This window comes from Solitalea agri (assembly GCF_023914155.1).
Lineage (GTDB): Bacteria > Bacteroidota > Bacteroidia > Sphingobacteriales > Sphingobacteriaceae > Solitalea > Solitalea agri.
Genome location: NZ_JAMWYS010000053.1, coordinates 177,930 through 193,735, shown reverse-complemented (window position 1 = coordinate 193,735; position 15,806 = coordinate 177,930). Strand labels below are relative to the sequence as shown.

The 15,806-nt window shown below is 38.0% G+C and carries 11 protein-coding genes; 2 read left to right on the top strand and 9 right to left on the bottom strand.

What is annotated here, in order from left to right:
• Window positions 1-344: 344 nt before the first annotated feature.
• The 5 genes from NF867_RS15380 to NF867_RS15360 all read right to left on the bottom strand — a co-directional run bounded on the left by NF867_RS15380 (window position 345) and on the right by NF867_RS15360 (window position 8,150).
• Window positions 345-3,236 (bottom strand): triple tyrosine motif-containing protein, encoded by a 2,892-nt coding sequence (locus NF867_RS15380; RefSeq protein ID WP_252589269.1) that lies wholly within the window; start codon window positions 3,234-3,236, stop codon window positions 345-347.
• Window positions 3,237-3,389: 153 nt separating this feature from the next.
• Window positions 3,390-3,776: a hypothetical protein gene (locus NF867_RS15375; RefSeq protein ID WP_252589268.1), complete on the bottom strand. Its 387-nt coding sequence runs from the start codon at window positions 3,774-3,776 to the stop codon at window positions 3,390-3,392.
• Window positions 3,777-3,910: 134 nt separating this feature from the next.
• The gene (locus tag NF867_RS15370) at window positions 3,911-6,721 is read right to left on the bottom strand and encodes a sugar-binding domain-containing protein (RefSeq protein ID WP_252589267.1); all 2,811 of its coding nucleotides are present in this window, start codon (window positions 6,719-6,721) and stop codon (window positions 3,911-3,913) included.
• Window positions 6,722-7,082: 361 nt separating this feature from the next.
• Window positions 7,083-7,265 carry an ORF6N domain-containing protein gene (locus tag NF867_RS15365; RefSeq protein ID WP_341870054.1) on the bottom strand — a complete coding sequence of 61 codons (183 nt, stop codon included), beginning with the start codon at window positions 7,263-7,265 and terminating at the stop codon, window positions 7,083-7,085.
• 231 nt (window positions 7,266-7,496) lie between these two features.
• Complete coding sequence (locus NF867_RS15360; RefSeq protein ID WP_252589265.1) at window positions 7,497-8,150, bottom strand: 1-acyl-sn-glycerol-3-phosphate acyltransferase; 654 nt, start codon at window positions 8,148-8,150, stop codon at window positions 7,497-7,499.
• A gap of 416 nt (window positions 8,151-8,566) precedes the next feature.
• Between NF867_RS15360 and NF867_RS15355 the strand changes: the two genes are divergently transcribed.
• Complete coding sequence (locus NF867_RS15355) at window positions 8,567-9,526, top strand: YheT family hydrolase (protein ID WP_252589264.1); 960 nt, start codon at window positions 8,567-8,569, stop codon at window positions 9,524-9,526.
• A 236-nt stretch (window positions 9,527-9,762) separates the two neighbouring features.
• Here NF867_RS15355 and NF867_RS15350 read toward each other — a convergent pair whose 3' ends face one another.
• Window positions 9,763-10,728 (bottom strand): arginase, encoded by a 966-nt coding sequence (locus tag NF867_RS15350; RefSeq protein ID WP_252589263.1) that lies wholly within the window; start codon window positions 10,726-10,728, stop codon window positions 9,763-9,765.
• Window positions 10,697-11,989, bottom strand: a complete 1,293-nt coding sequence (gene rocD, locus NF867_RS15345; RefSeq protein ID WP_279640079.1) for an ornithine--oxo-acid transaminase — start codon at window positions 11,987-11,989, stop codon at window positions 10,697-10,699. The genes NF867_RS15350 and rocD overlap by 32 nt, the downstream gene beginning before the upstream one ends.
• 137 nt (window positions 11,990-12,126) lie before the next feature.
• On the opposite strand from rocD, the gene NF867_RS15340 reads away from it, so the two are divergent.
• On the top strand, window positions 12,127-12,579 hold the full coding sequence (locus NF867_RS15340) for an Lrp/AsnC family transcriptional regulator (RefSeq protein ID WP_252589262.1): 453 nt from the start codon (window positions 12,127-12,129) through the stop codon (window positions 12,577-12,579).
• Between the two features lie 626 nt (window positions 12,580-13,205).
• Here NF867_RS15340 and NF867_RS15335 read toward each other — a convergent pair.
• Together NF867_RS15335 and NF867_RS15330 are read right to left on the bottom strand one after the other, a co-directional pair.
• Window positions 13,206-14,369, bottom strand: coding sequence for a TlpA disulfide reductase family protein (locus NF867_RS15335; RefSeq protein ID WP_252589261.1), 1,164 nt, complete (start codon window positions 14,367-14,369; stop codon window positions 13,206-13,208).
• Between the two features lie 19 nt (window positions 14,370-14,388).
• Window positions 14,389-15,801: a RagB/SusD family nutrient uptake outer membrane protein gene (locus NF867_RS15330; protein WP_252589260.1), complete on the bottom strand. Its 1,413-nt coding sequence runs from the start codon at window positions 15,799-15,801 to the stop codon at window positions 14,389-14,391.
• Window positions 15,802-15,806 lie beyond the last annotated feature (5 nt).

The window sequence follows — 15,806 nt, the reverse complement described above, 5'->3', positions numbered from 1 at the left end:
CAATGAAGCCATTTTTAGCTGTTTCAAGTCGGTAGAGTTGCTTTTTATGCCGATCCAGTCAGAATAAAAACATAAGGTTAGTGTAGCAGTTACAATTAGATTATGAGAGGTAATGATGTAGTGTTTATTGCTCCTTGAGATACTGCGCAAAGTTCTTACAATGTGCAAATTCAGCTTTTTCCGTAGTCTATAGTATCAAATCATTAAATCAGGAACTTTATATTGAGCAATTAAGCTAAGTATAGTCTCTTCTTTAGTTTTATAACCCGGAGAGGTAAAACAGGTGAAATCACTGCTTTCACCTATAAAGCTTCATGATTGGTTTCTGGTTCCTTTAGCATTAATTATTGCTCCATAAGATACTCTGCAAGGTTCTTATCATGTGGTAAATTCAGCTTTTTCCGCAGCCTGTAGCGTCTGATTTCAACTCCACGAACAGTAATATTGAGCAATGAGGCCATTTCCTTACTACTCATATTCATACGCAGGTAAGCACAAAGTTTAAGGTCGTTTGGCACCAGATCAGGGTGAGCGCCTTTTAGTTTTTTGAAAAAGTTTCCTTGGGCTTCATTGAAACTATTCTCGAAAACATTCCAATCACGTTCATCATTCATCCCTTCATCAATTACTTTCTGTATTTTCTTTAGTTGATCATAGGATAGCAAATTACCAGTGGCGTCGGTCAGATTATGGATCTCATCCCTTATTTTTTCAAGTAGTTCGTTCTTATAAACGATATTCATGGTGGTATTGGCCATTTCACGTTTCTTTCCAGCCAAATCAGCTTCGAGCTGTTCCTTCTGCAACTGGGCAATTTTGCGTTCGTTGGCCAGGGCTTCCTGCTTGCGGAACTCCTCTTGTTCTTTCAGCAATTGTTCTTCTATTTCGAGCTGATGTTTAGCCAGCTTTTTATAGTAGAGTTTCCTGAAACGGATCACTGCTATTATAAACAATAACAGGTAGACCAACCATGCCCACATACTTGCATACCAAGGTGGAGAAATCTCAAAGGTTAGCTCAGTAATTGGAGTTAAAAAACTTCCCATAACCTGGGCCCTAACCCTAAAATGGTAGGTTCCATGTGGTAGGTTGGTAAATTCTTTCTGGGATTGTCCGCTCCACTCAGACCATTCACCCGAATACCCCTCTAGAAAATACTGATATTGCACGTTTCCTTTCTGATAATATGGAAGGGCATAAGAGATGCGAATGTTATTTTGATTATTGGGCAAAGTAATGGTCGAAGAATGCTTATCCGTTTCAGCAATTACTGTGCTTTTACCGGTAGCGTTTTCAATTTTACGGATTAATACGCTGGGCAGATTTGAGGCTTTACCATTGTCATTACTCTCATTATAAAGCACAAAGCCATCATCAACACTAATCAAATAAAGTGATGCATTAATACGGTTGATATTCTCATAATACTGCACCATATGTCCGCTAAGCATATTAAACCTAACCGAATCAATTAGTACTTTACCAGGTGTGGCAAAGTTGGCCAAAGCCACCTTGCCATGATTGACCAACCAATACCGTTTTCCTTCTGCTGGAATAACTCTGTTAGATGATGCGAACGAACCTAACAATTCATTTAACTCAGTATAAGGCTTAAACTTATCCGAAATATCATCGTAGATAAAAAACCCTTTATCTGATGAGAACAGAATTTTTCCTTCAAGGTTAAACACGTTTATATTATAGCTGCCTGGCAACCCCTTTTTCCCATCATAATACGTTACAGAAGTAGCCGTTTGCAAATCGGCCGAAAGGGTAACCTTATAAATGCCTTTGTATGCATGGCTCACCCATAATTGCCCACGCGCATCTTGTTCAATAAACCTCGAAGGTTCACCGAATCCTTTTAGTTGGTTTGAAAACTGCCAGTTGCCGTTCGCGTCTTTCCGGTAAAATGCTAATCCAGTGTAATTTCCCTGGATTAGAACGTTCGGATTAGCATTCAGCTTTTTAATTACCCATCCGCCGTTAACTGATGAAATTCTACGGATTGCGCCATTATTCACCAAGAATGTTCCTTCATTACTCCCACTAAATAAATTGCCATCAATAAGCGCCAAGTCCCAAACCTGACCTTGCGAATTAGGGATGAATTTAAAATCGAACGCATGGAAAACATTGGCCTGCACCGGCCAGTTACTGTAAAAAAGTCCTTGATTGGTACCTATGTAAATTTTATTCTGATGGATGATACTTGAATAAACCGTCCCAAATTGTCCTGCCTTATCGAAATAAAAATATAGTGAAGAGTTTAGCTCAATACGATCGATCCCGTTATCCAATCCCGCCCACAAATTCTGAGCTTCATCAGTAAACAGACTCAAAACCGTATTATTTTGCAATCCGCTTGATTTATTGATTCGTTGGATTACATTTCCTCGTTCATCAATGATCACAATGCCGTTTAGAATGGTTCCATAGGCCACATATTTATCAAAAAGCACAACACCATTGTTCAGCTGATAGGTTTTGAGAAAATTATCAGCCTGTGTGATCCAGGGTTTAACTTCAGTTCCATCGTATACAAAAAGACCGTTTTTAGCTGTACCAATTAAAATTTGATTTTTAAATGGCAGTACCGATAATACCCCTGAATGGCCAATAGACTCGGTTCCCTTAATGAGCTCCAAGACATTTCCTTTTAACTCATACAAGCCATTCGCTTGCTTTTGAGCAAAATAACGGCTGCCCGCCTTCAGCAAAAACAGATAAGGTTCTTTTACATCAACCACACTTATCTTTCCTTTTGAATAAATGTAGATACAGTCGAATGTTTGAAAAATCACTCTGCTTGCATCCACATAAATTTTCCAAACCTCTCCATTTAACGGATGACTTTTAGGAATAAGTGAAATTAATGAAGTATAGCTGAATTTTCCATGTACGTTATAATCCCAATAACCAAATTCACCAAAAGCCCCTGCATAAACCTTGTTCCCGTCTGTGGCAACACTACGTACAATCACGTTATTAGGCATTTTATAAAGCTGCCAATAACGACCGTCATAACTAAGTAACCCTTCGGAATTACCATAAAACATTACACCACTTTTACTTTTAGCAACTGACCAATTCTGATTTCCCGCCTGATAAACTGTTTTTGAGTAGTTCTCAACAAAAGGAACACCAATGCCATTAATAGTTGTTGAATAAGCCGAATGAAGATTTATGAGGAGGGATAATAAGAAAAGACTTGTACAACGAAGGGTTCGCAGCATAATTCTAAAAGCAGTTAGATATGATGATAAATTGGTATACCGAAAAATAAGAAATTGAATCGGTAAACAACAAGACAATGGCACTTAAAATCACAAAACCCCTGCAATCAAATGGTTTGCAGGGGCTTCCCAAGTTTCATATTAAACAAGGAATTATTCCAAATTAACACCCGCTTTTTTTAATTTCTCCTGAACATAGGCAACAAACTTATCGCGTTTTTCCGTTCCCATAATTGCGTCGAGCTGAGCACTACGCGCAGCAGTGGCAAATTCGGCTAATTTTTCTTTATCCTCATCGGTTTTCCCGTAACGATCTATTCGATCAAGGGTTGACAGGTAACATGCATTTACATTATCAATATCTGTCAGTTGGGTTGCAGTCATGCCCAAGGTAGTCTTCAAGTAATTTTGATTATCAGCCCTAAAGGCCTTTGCTTTGGAGATTTTCTCTTCTTTTGAAAGGTCGTCCCATTTCTTTTGGGCACTGGCAACCTGAATACTAGCAAGTGCAATAATCAATAAGAGCGCAATTTTTTTCATAATTGTTTAATGTTTAAAAGTACAGAGATTTAATTTTTACCATTTGTAAATAGTTGATAAAAGATACTGATTTTTAAAGACTACCCAAACTGTTTAACCCAAAGTATGCTGTAATTTATGAGTGTTTTTGTTCTTTAAATTCTTAACAACTTACTCAATTCTATAGGCTCAATTTGATACTTAGGATTAAAATCAGTTGAATTCATATAATTGATCAACGATTGATAGAATTGTAAAGCTTCCGGATGCTGCTTGATTTCAAGCAATTGCGACATGCATACCAACAATTTTCCATCTCCAACCTTAAACTCGAACACCAAACCTAATTTATGGTTCCGCTCAAGGTTATCAATCACCTGAACAATAGGACTGTAATTATTGCTTAAATCATCCAATATAAGCGCATTACTGGCTTTTATAATCGAAAACCATTGCCAGTTGGTATGTGAATCTGTTGGAAATGAATTAAAAATCGGATGCTGCGGATCGGTTAAAATACCCAAAGTACCTGGCGAAACCGGTTTCTTGGCCCATTCGCTTATTCCTTTAAACATGCCCCAGTTCCAAAATTCAGGCGGAAATAAGCCTGCAATACTATTTTTCTTTACATCAGCTGTTTGCGGAAACAATAACACTTTACCCCCTGCTTTCAGCTTAGTTATTGTTTCATTAGTTAAACTATTAACAACGGTCACGTTTTCAGAAACAGGAGTCGTCTTTAATTCCGGGTAAACCCAAATAGGGTACGAATTAATATAAAGCCCATCATTTGCCGACAAGTTAATAGTTAGTTTTTCCGCCTTGGTTATCTCCGAAAGCTGAAAACTCACATTCGCTGCATTAGTTAAGCCACCAACATCAATTTTCAAATCATTCAGCGCCCCCTCTTTCAACACCACACCACTGCTATTTTTAACTTCCCAGCATAAGCCATTTACTAACTTATTTGAGTAATTGGCAACTACTATATCAGCATTAAACGTTTCCTTATTGGTATAACAATACTTCGGAAACTCCAGCAATAATACAGCATCATTGCATGAGCTAAGCCAGTCTTGTTTACTGATTACATTTTTACTATCCATAAATGCATCCAGAATACCCACAAGGGCTGTCCCCTGTCCCGGGAAATCTTGCAGATCGAGCAATTGAAAACCGCCCATTCCCTTGGTTCTGATTGCAGCTTCCATTTCCGCTTTATAACACAATGCCGACCATGCTCCTGATGCTTTTTGAAAAACAATATCCTGATCCAGCATTCCGGCATTTTTCAAACGATCTCTGAAAACCATCAAATTTCGGGCTTCTAATACACCGGTGTATTTCTTGATTTCATTAAAATCAGGATAAATCTGATACTGACCTATTTCATGACTTACTATCGGAATCTTAATTTTAGAAACCGCATAATCAAAATTCACTTTTGTTGAAGGAAGTTGAGTATTCAAAATTCCGCCATCACGCGAATCAACAAAAGCATGGGTTAGACGAATATGGGTTAAGGCAGTGTCTCCGCTTGAAGGAGTTCTTGCTCCTAAGTAAAAATCAGACATAGCCGCTGGCTCATGATAACCAATGTAAATATTTGAACCTTCGGTATATAAAGGTCGACCATCATAAGCTTTTAAGGTTTCTATATTCTTTTGAACTTTATCAAGGTTACCGCCTAACTCATTTCCATGCGAAAACATGACAAACGAAGGGTGATTGGCGTAACTTTTCAGCATGGCTTTACCTTCTTGAAGAAGCATATTGGCTACCGAGTCGGTGTTCAGCTCACCCCAAAATGGAAGTTCCGGCTGCAAATAAATACCAACCTGGTCGGCTGCTGTAAAAGCCGCTTCCGGCGGACAATAGGAATGAAAACGATAGTGATTGATGCCGTATGACTTAGCTATTTTTAGAACACTTAACCAGCCTTCCACATCCATTGGCGGGTGCCCGGTTAATGGAAATACACAAGCTTCGTGTTTGCCTCTTAAAAAGGTGGTTCTGTCATTTATGGCAAACTGAGTGCCTTTTACAGCAAACTTGCGCATACCAAAACTAACCGATTGAGCATCTTTAGATTTTCCGGTAGAAACAATCGCTGTTAGCTTATAGATCGGTTGCTGATATTCATCCCACAAATCAAAGTTTTGACTTACATCATAGCTTAACTCAATAGTTTTATCAAGCTTTTTAGTTTGCTTAACTGTTTTTAAGTGTTGAACCTTTCCATCTTTTTGCTTCTCTACTAACAGATCAACCGTAGCATTTTTTAAACCTGATGGATTATCTATTTCCAGCTTAATAGCAAAGCTTTTGTTTTCAATATCAGGGAAAACCTGAAGATTGGTTATATGAGTTTTGGAAGAAGCTTCTAAATATATCTTACCAATAATACCGTTCCAGTTGGTTTGAGTATCATCGGAGTAAATATGTACGTTTCCGTAGGGAGTCAGTTTTAATGAGTTATCAATGCGGATGGTAATAAAATGCTCACCGGGTGTGAGGTATTTGCTCACATCAAACCGTTGTGCCGTTTGAAGAAGTGTTGAATTTCCGACTAGCTGATCATCCACCCAGATCATCGAAGATTTGGTTCGCTCCAACAACAGTTCTACATACCTGCTTCCAAATGATTTAGGAATGGTTACTTTTTTCCGATACCAAGACGCGCCTTCATAACAATACACCCGGTTAAGATGCATGGTGGTGGTGTCTTTATTCAGAAAGCCTTTTTTAGCTTCATCAGTAGTTTGTGGGAGCTTGATCGATTCAGGAAGGTTTTTCGAAAACCACTTTTGCTTAACGCCTGCATTGGCGGTATCTAATGCAAATTGCCATTCGCCACTTAAATCAATCCGTTCACGATAGCTTTGGGAATCGTTTGTTTTTTTATTCTGAGAAAAAGAGGTGTGAATGGAAAATACAAGAGCAAGTAATACGAAAGTGAATCTCATCAGCAAAATGTTGTTATAAAGATTGAAAGCTGCAGCTAGCTTAAACTACAAAAGGTCCAAATTAATACACCGCCTGAATATTACCTTATGATATTTTAACCTTTAATGGGCTTTTTTTTGCAACTCAACAATTATTCGCCCTAGCCTGAGGTGTTTAAGCAACACATACCCTAAAAAATAAATTGGCCGCTAACCCGGAAACTGAATGTTAAAGCATTGTGCGAAACTATATGCTTTTCGCGCTAAGTAACCAAACTATCTACCCTAGGTCGGATCATACTCGACGTATACTAGACGCATACTCGACGTATACTAGACGTATACTTGACGCATACTCGACGCATTTTATCCTTGACCAACTCTATTGCTGCTGCTCATGTTCTGTGAAAGCATAAGGTAAAGCTCCACCCAAAACTTGCTTTAATGGTATCGCATTTTGCGATACCATATCTTCCACCTCTTTTTCGGTAAGTTGGAACATAAAATTTTCATTATTTGGGTTGCTATTTCTTATTACAAACACTAACCAGTATTTCGCACGCATAGCAAACTAGCTCGAGTGGATTTACTTACTAAAGTCGAATTCAAGTAGACGTATACTCGAGATATATACGAGGTAAATAAGAAGTATAAAGGATGATATGTCCCGAGTTCTGTCTTTTCAGCTCGAGCTTTATTGTTTAGGTTGCTATTTTGTAACCACTAACCAGTATTTCGCACGCATTGCAAACGTGCGCGAGCTGGGTTATCTTGCTTTATAGCAAGATCAATATAATTATCCTATCTTATCAATAACTCTTTCAGGTGGATTAAATAACCGTTGTTGCTTCTGTTTGCATTCGAAGTAAAATTGGTTGTAGGCTTCTTCCATTTGATCTACCTGACGTTCGCCCTTATATTCTTTTAAGTATACCCGAGCTACCGGTTTAAAGTTCTCCAAGTAGTCAAGCAATGTTACGCCGAAAAAAATTTGGAAAGGTATTGCATGAGTGCGTTTTAAAATATAATCTAGTCCACTTTCAAAATGTACTGTGTTTAAATGCATAGAAAATAACCCTGCCTGGGGATAAATACCTAACATTATTGTTGGATCTTGAAGCAACTCAGCAGAATAATTTAACGATTCAATCATTTTTCGTGACTTTTTGTTTATTGAAAAACAACCTACGTATTTCAATATAGGAAACGCTTTTAGCTGCGCCTCGATCACCATCGCTTTTAATTCCTTTTTTAAAATCGTACGGCAAATACGATGCAGAATTGCCCCATCATTAAAGCTATAATGATTCATTAACATTAAGCAAGAACGATCCTGTTCTACATTCAGTTCACCAATAAACTTTATAGAAGCAAAATGACGCAAAACCCATGGCTCTGCGATTTTAGTGGAAAACCATTTTATAATTTTATTGGGTGTATCTTTAATCATCCGTATTAAATCTCTCGTATCGGCAAATCTTTCAGTTAATTCTTCACTAATTTATGGCCTATATCCATGTTGGTAAAATTAGTTTTTTTAAGCCATCTGGAAAAATCAGCAGCAATCGAAGTCAAAAACCACACATTGTGTTTTCTGAATATAATAGGGAATTCAAGGTTTCATCGATTACAATTTTTAAAGAGTAAGATTTGCCTCTCATTTGCTCAGACCGGATGAGTTTGTAACTTTGCCATTATTCCTATATCAACTAATGAATATGTACAACTATTCAAATCCATTCCTTATAAAAGTATTCTGATTAGGTGCATGCTTCTGACTTTACATCGACATAGTAAAGCTCCTTTATGCGTATTTGATATACGAACTGATCTCAACTAAAACTACTATAAATTATATACGCAAGAATGCCAATCATACAATCCTATTATCGTCCTCCAGCTTACCTTTTCAGTGGGCACCTGCAAACTATAGCCCCGGTTTTTGGAGTAAAACGAGACAATACACTTTATCAAACTGAAAAACTAGAATTGCCAGATGGGGATTTCTTAGAGCTCGATTGGATTCGTGGTGGTAATGATAGACTAATGATTCTCTGCCATGGGCTAGAAGGTAATTCCAGAAGTCATTATGTGCAACAAATGGCGGTACATTTTAATGCACTTGGATGGGACATTCTGGCAATGCATGCACGAAGTTGTGGACGAGAAATGAACCGTTTACCGGTACTTTATCATGGCGGATCTACTAAGGACGTAGAGGCTGTAGTGATGAAATACGCTAAGAACTACAACTCAATTATACTTGTGGGATTTTCATTAGGCGGCAACATGGTACTAAATTTTGCAGGGAGACACAGCATACCCGCAAACTTACGAGCCATTGTTGCCTTTTCTGTCCCCTGCGACTTACATAAATCTGAGCAGAAAATAGACCGATTAATTAACCGCGTCTACGCTCGAAAATTTTTGCATAAACTAAAAAATAAAGTGCGCAAACTGGAAGTTTACCACCCCGGTATATTCGATGTAAATGCACTGGATGAAATGAAGTCTATACAAGCATTCTCTGCACATTTTACCGCCCCATTTTCTGGCTTTAAATCGCTAAATGATTTCTATTCAGCGGGTAGTTGCTTAAATTCTCTAAAAAAGATCCGTATACCGACTTTAGTGGTGAATGCCCAAAATGATCCATTTTTGTCTGACAGCTGTTATCCTATCGATGTGGCAAGAACATCTGATAATATATTTCTTGATATGCCTAAAAGAGGAGGTCATTCTGCATTTCCGATTTCTACTACCGAATCTTGGATGCCAAATAGGCTAGAGAAATTTCTTAAAGAAGTTGTAGATGATTCTTATTGATGTATCTACTCACATAATAGGCACACAAAAAAGCAATAAAGCTCGAGCCTAGGTTCGAGCTTTATTGTTTGGGTTGCTATTTGTGTTACAAACACCAGCGTATGTTTCGCACGCGTTGCAAACGCGCGCGAGCTGGGGCATAATTGCCGAAAGAAGAAGCGGAAGTTCCCTTATCTCATCATACATTAATATGAAGATCAGTATAGGAACCTTATGTTTGTGTAAAACTTATCAGACTACATTTTATCAGATTCAACGATAATTGGAGTAATTTGTTCCAAGATTTCGAAGGCTGTTTCAGCCATTTTATTTCCCTTATTGTCTAGTAAAGGATTAACTTCAACCACCTCCAGCGATACCACTTTTTTGGATTTAACAATTATTTCTATGATTGCAGCAATTTCCTTTTGATCGAATCCTTTGGCAACAGGTGTGCCGGTTCCAAATGAAATTAAATCACAATCCATGCTATCAACATCAAAGGAGATATAGATTAATTCACAATCTGATAACTTTTCCAATGCTTCGTTTACACAGATTTCCAGACCTCGAAAACGTATTTCTTCAACCTTATAATTTTTTATACCTAAACTTTCAATCAAAATATCTTCGGCTTCTTCAGTATCACGTACACCAAAATAGATTAAATGTTCAGGTTTGAGTTTCGGTAATTCCGTACCGATTGTTTTCAGATTATTCCAGCAAAGCAAGGTTTCCTTCTTAATTTTATTTATCTGACATGCTAAGTTATCATTGGACAGTGCGGCGGCCAATGGCATTCCGTGGATGTTTCCTGAAGGAGAAGTATAAGGTGAATGCAAATCGGCATGGGCATCAATCCAAATAATTCCTAGTGTTTTTTGCGGATATGCAGCTTTAATTCCACTTATAGTCCCTAATGCTGAAGAATGGTCTCCAGAAAGCACCAAAGGAAAACACTGATCCAATAGCGTGTTTTCAACTGTTGTTGCAACTCGCCTACACTGCTGAAACACATGCTCTATTCTTTTGGCAAAAGAGTTTCTGTCTTTGTTATAAATCGTTTCGTTATGGGTTTCTACATCTGTAAAAGGAAAATTGTTAAAATATTCACTCCCCTTATTAATAGCTGCAACTTCAATAGCATCAATACCCATATCAGCCCCACGTGTTCCTGCACCAATGTCGGATCTATTTTTTATCAGTCTGATTGATCGTTTCATACTCAACAGTAAGATCTAATAATGTTTTTTCTATAATGGCTAAACTTTCCATAATCTGCTCTTCTGTAATGATTAACGGAGGAGCCAAACGAATCTTATTGCCATGAGTAGGTTTAGCTAATAAACCATACTCCTTAAATTTCATACAGATTTCCCATGCCAGATCAGAATTTTCATCACTGTTTATTACTATTGCATTCAACAACCCCTTTCCTCTCACCAAACGAATAATATTTGTTCTTTGAGCAATATTTTTCAATCCAGCTCTAAATAATTCGCCCAATCTAAAAGCATTTTCAGCCAGTTTTTCGTCAATTACAACCTGCAACCCTTCCTTTGCTACAGCACAGGCCAAAGGATTTCCTCCATAGGTCGACCCATGCTCGCCAGGTTTAATAGTCAGCATAATTTGGTCACTAGCTAAAACTGCCGACACCGGCAACACACCTCCTGAAATAGCTTTCCCCAATATCAAAATATCAGGCTGATTGGCTCTATCTTTAGAATTAATATCATACGATGCAAGCATGCTCCCGGTACGTGCAATACCCGTTTGAATTTCGTCGGCAATAAGCAGTACATTATATTCTTTGCATAAAGCTTTTATACGAGGAATATAATCGTCGTCTGGTACAACAACACCCGCCTCTCCCTGTATAGGTTCTACAATAAAACCAGCAATATTCTTATCTGCTTTCAATAAACTCTCAAAAGCGGCCACATCGTTATATGGTACATGAGCTATCCCAGGCAGAAAAGGTCCAAAATCATTTCTTGCACTTTCGTCGTTAGAAGCCGAAATCACAGATATCGTTCTGCCGTGAAAGTTGCCATTAGCAAAAACAATTTTTGCCTGACTAGAAGCAATTCCTTTTACCTGATAAGCCCATTTTCTGCAAAGTTTCATTGCTGTTTCTACAGCTTCAACCCCGGAATTCATGATCAAAGCTTTGTCATAACCAAATAATTCACAAATAAATTCTTCAAAATCGCCCAGCTTATCACTATAAAAAGCACGAGAAGTAAGCGTTAATTTATCTGCTTGTTGTTTTAGTGCGTTGATAATCCGTGGATGACAATGCCCTTGATTTACGGCCGAGTAAGCCGAAAGGAAATCAAAATATCTTTTTCCTTCTACATCCCAAACATAAACACCTTCCCCTTTTTCCAAAACTACCGGCAAAGGATGATAGTTATGCGCTCCATATCTGTCCTCTTTCGTAATAAACGTATTGCTTTTTTTTGTTAAATTTCCCATCATATTATTTGACTTTGGTACAACAAAGGTAATTTTATTTTATTTTAATTCAACTCAATAAAATATAATTTGACTCAAAATGTAAATAAAAAAGATAATTTAACTTATTTTGCTTTCAAAAAAAACAATTGCTACTCACAATGGAAAATATTGATGAATTCGACATTAAGATTTTAAAACAACTCGAAGTAGACGGTCGAATGGCTTTTTCAGCTATTGCAACAGCTTTGGGAATCTCTAATACAATGGTTCATCAGAGAATATCGCGGTTAACTGAACAGGGTATCCTTACCGGTATTAAACCTGTATTAAATGAAAAGAAAATTGGCTATGACTGGGGCGCTTTCACAGGCTTAACTCTAGAGAAAGATCACGATTCAAATCGGATCATTGAAGAGTTAAAAAAGATCCCAGAGGTCACGGAATGCTACTACATTACAGGAACTTATACATTATACCTGAAAATCGTTGCGCGAAATCATGAACATATGAGACAAGTACTATATGAAAAAATTGACAACATTCGGGGTGTAGCCAAAACGGATTCGATTATTGAGCTTGGCTGCGCTTTTAAAAGAAACATTGTTTTATAAAAAGAATCACAGTTGTTCGATAAACATTTCAGCATAAAATAAAGTAGACTGTCTCCAAAAGTAAAATGAATGCGTAGAGATCGCTTACCTAAATTTTTTCCTCCATAAGACACCTGAATAAACAAGAGACTGTCCCTTCTTTAGGAGACAACCTTTTATCATACTTTTATTTTCCCACAACAAAAAAGCATGGTGTATCTCGATCCATCGGATCAGGCGATACTTGGAAATGCAATACTATTGAAAAGCAAAAAAACTCAACCATTCAAATGATTGAACTTTTTCAGTCGGGATGGCATCCCGCTCATCTTTTAATAAATGAGCAAAACAATTCAATATACACGTAAGGAACCTTGGCCAATTCAGGCCCTTGCGGTGAGTTATGAAGGGGAATTGAGTCCCGGTTCAACCTGCCCTACATAGGAGGGCAAAACGTCCATAACTGAACAATTACAAAGGGATAGCATTAATTATCTCGAATCAGTTTTTAATAAAACTTCCTTAATAATCTTTCACCTTAGAAACAATCACATTCAAAACAAAAAAAGGAGGCATTGCGGCCCCCTCATTGGTTATTGATTTAGGTTATGAAATGGTCTTTCGTTTTTTAGTAAAATAAACAGTTTTTAGTCGGCTTTTACTTTGGCCAATAGTTCATCTAATGACAAACCTTCGCCAACTACTGTACCTTTTGAATCAAGCAAAAACATAGTTGGAATTGCCCTAACTTTCCAGGCGTTGGCGGTGGTTCCTTTATCTAAAAAGCTAGGCCACGGCAATTGCTCTTCGCCTTGGGCTTTTACCCAATCAGCCTCTTTTTTATCAATTGAAATACTCACAATTTGCAAACCTTTATCGTTTAATTCGGCATAAGCCTTTTTCAGATGCGGAATAGATTTTCGGCACGGGTTGCACCATGAAGCCCAGAAATCGACCAGCACATATTTATGACCTTTTAACAAGGAAGCTAAATCCGTATTTCCCTCCCCTTTTATATCCAGCAATGGAGCTGATTTTCCTTTAAAACCTTCCGGATCAAGCTCCTCTTTCAGTATTTTTCCGTAATAACTATCCTTTGCCTGTTGGGAAAACATTGAATACATCGGTTTATCATCCGGACGGAAATAACTGTAAAGATCAAGTGCGAAAAAGGGTCCCCACCAGGTTTCTTTATTATCACTGATTATTTTAGAGATGGTCTTCCCTGCCAAATCAAAAAAAGCACTTTCCCGGGCTTCCAATTGCTTATAGGCATCCGATTGTTTCAAGGATTTCACCAAAACGGAATCTTTACTCTTATGAGCAGCTTCTAATTTATCCTGAATGTCTTTATTGGCCTTATCGTTCGCATTATAAATAGAATCCAGTCGCTCGCGCGGTGCTCTTTTTTGCAGAAACTGAGTATGAGCAGCACTGCCATTCACCACCATATTCTCAAAAGAAAAGTATTGATTCTCTCCGTTTCCAGAAATTTTAGCATTGCCGCTAAGTGTAATATTACCCTCCTGCACCATTATAGAATAAGCACCATATGCGTTTGCAGTTTTTATATAAAACAAGCGCGGTTCTGCCAATGTACCTTTTAAAACAAACTTCCCTTGTGCTACTACAGCTTCAGCCACCGGCTTCTCATCTTTGTGTGTGGCTCCGGGGATCAGTTCCATTTTTGTACCATCCGGTAATCCATTTATGCTGGCAGTAATGGTATACGGTTTTTGTTGTCCAAATACATTTGTAATGCACAGGCAGATGATCAATGCCAGGCAAACACTTTTTATATTGAATTTCATAATCAATCGCTTTAAAATTTTACTTGTTTACATTTTGTTTGATGGTTCCATTTCCAGGGTTTTTAATAGCCCCTTGTGGGAATGGCATGGTCCACATATGCGATGTTGGAGAAAGCGAAAGGTTGCTTCCATTCTCGGTTTTACTCAAGGTTTTTGCATAATCAGGATCTTTATTCAATCGACGCATATCAGCAAATGGCGTAATGCCCAAAATAAGTTCATTCCCTTTTGTACGTTGAATTAGTTTTACCGCCTCTTGTGTGGTTGTGGCTGTCAGATCAGCATAATAGGAAGAAAGAATACGCTTTTTACGCACGGTATTTAAGGTGCTCATAGCATCGGTAATATCTCCTTTACGAGCCAGACATTCGGCCTTGATTAAGTAAACCTCGGTTGTAGTCATCCCTCCATAATTGAAATAACCACGGATAATGCTTTTGAAGTAGGTATCAGCCCCAACGGTTCTTAATTTCCAACGAGAAGCGAACTTAGCATCCCCTTGTTCAAAATGGGTAGCTCTATCGGTTCTGATATTGGTTTCGTTTCCTGCCGAATTGCGTACACCATGACGGAAATTGTAATTTTCAACATAGTCATAACCCATTGGCGAGGGAGCATTGGTGTAAACGTTTGGCTGCTCTATTTGTGTTTTATATTGATTATAAAAAGCTGTCCAGTCGAACAGTTTATCATTTTGCGCTAAGGCTTGATTAGCTGCCGCCAGCGCCTGATCATACTGCCCCATTTGCAAATGAACACGAGCCGAAAGCGCATATGCCGCTCCTAAATTTGCGTGTAAAATGGTAGCTCCTGCAGCCCTTAAATCTGGAATAGCTTCTTCAATGTCCTTAAGTATAAAAGCGTAAATTTCTTTAATACTCACCTGTGTATACGGCGCTCCAATATCGGCACTGGTAATAAGGGGAATTGATAGTTTACTTTCAGCATTACCCTCTTCGTACGTATCAGCATAGTAATTGGCGAGCACGAAATAGTTGGTGGCTCTTAAAAATTTAGCCTGAGCAATCAACTGCTTTTTATCATCTTCAGTTGCTTCGGTTGCTTCTGGGGCATGCTCAATAATCAGATTACTGGTTGAAATAGCCATATAACTGTTATAATAGGTTCCTTCATCGCTATTATTAAAAGCAATACGATCGGCATCTTCCTGCCAGTTATAATTTGCGTTGTATAACTGGTAATAATTTAAGTTTGAAGCCGATTCGAACTTATCATTCATTAAGAGTACAGCTTGCGTAATATCTGTGCGCTGGTTACCGTACTCATCTCGCAACAGGGCGTCGAAATCAGCTAACGTAGTGGGTATTTTGGAACCTTTAGGAACAATATCCAAAAAATCATTACAACTGCTCAGGCAGGCTGCCATAAGCACCGCCATAATTTTTATAGTGACTGATAGTTTCTTTTTCATCTTTT

What these genes read in the sequence shown, in the direction of transcription:
- NF867_RS15380 (WP_252589269.1), bottom strand. Translation starts at nt 3,236, where the DNA reads ATGCTGCGAACCCTTCGTTGTACAAGTCTTTTCTTATTATCCCTCCTC.
- NF867_RS15375 (WP_252589268.1), bottom strand. Translation starts at nt 3,776, where the DNA reads ATGAAAAAAATTGCGCTCTTATTGATTATTGCACTTGCTAGTATTCAG.
- NF867_RS15370 (WP_252589267.1), bottom strand. Translation starts at nt 6,721, where the DNA reads ATGAGATTCACTTTCGTATTACTTGCTCTTGTATTTTCCATTCACACC.
- NF867_RS15365 (WP_341870054.1), bottom strand. Translation starts at nt 7,265, where the DNA reads ATGCGTGCGAAATACTGGTTAGTGTTTGTAATAAGAAATAGCAACCCA.
- NF867_RS15360 (WP_252589265.1), bottom strand. Translation starts at nt 8,150, where the DNA reads ATGATTAAAGATACACCCAATAAAATTATAAAATGGTTTTCCACTAAA.
- NF867_RS15355 (WP_252589264.1), top strand. Translation starts at nt 8,567, where the DNA reads ATGCCAATCATACAATCCTATTATCGTCCTCCAGCTTACCTTTTCAGT.
- NF867_RS15350 (WP_252589263.1), bottom strand. Translation starts at nt 10,728, where the DNA reads ATGAAACGATCAATCAGACTGATAAAAAATAGATCCGACATTGGTGCA.
- rocD (WP_279640079.1), bottom strand. Translation starts at nt 11,989, where the DNA reads ATGATGGGAAATTTAACAAAAAAAAGCAATACGTTTATTACGAAAGAG.
- NF867_RS15340 (WP_252589262.1), top strand. Translation starts at nt 12,127, where the DNA reads ATGGAAAATATTGATGAATTCGACATTAAGATTTTAAAACAACTCGAA.
- NF867_RS15335 (WP_252589261.1), bottom strand. Translation starts at nt 14,369, where the DNA reads ATGAAATTCAATATAAAAAGTGTTTGCCTGGCATTGATCATCTGCCTG.
- NF867_RS15330 (WP_252589260.1), bottom strand. Translation starts at nt 15,801, where the DNA reads ATGAAAAAGAAACTATCAGTCACTATAAAAATTATGGCGGTGCTTATG.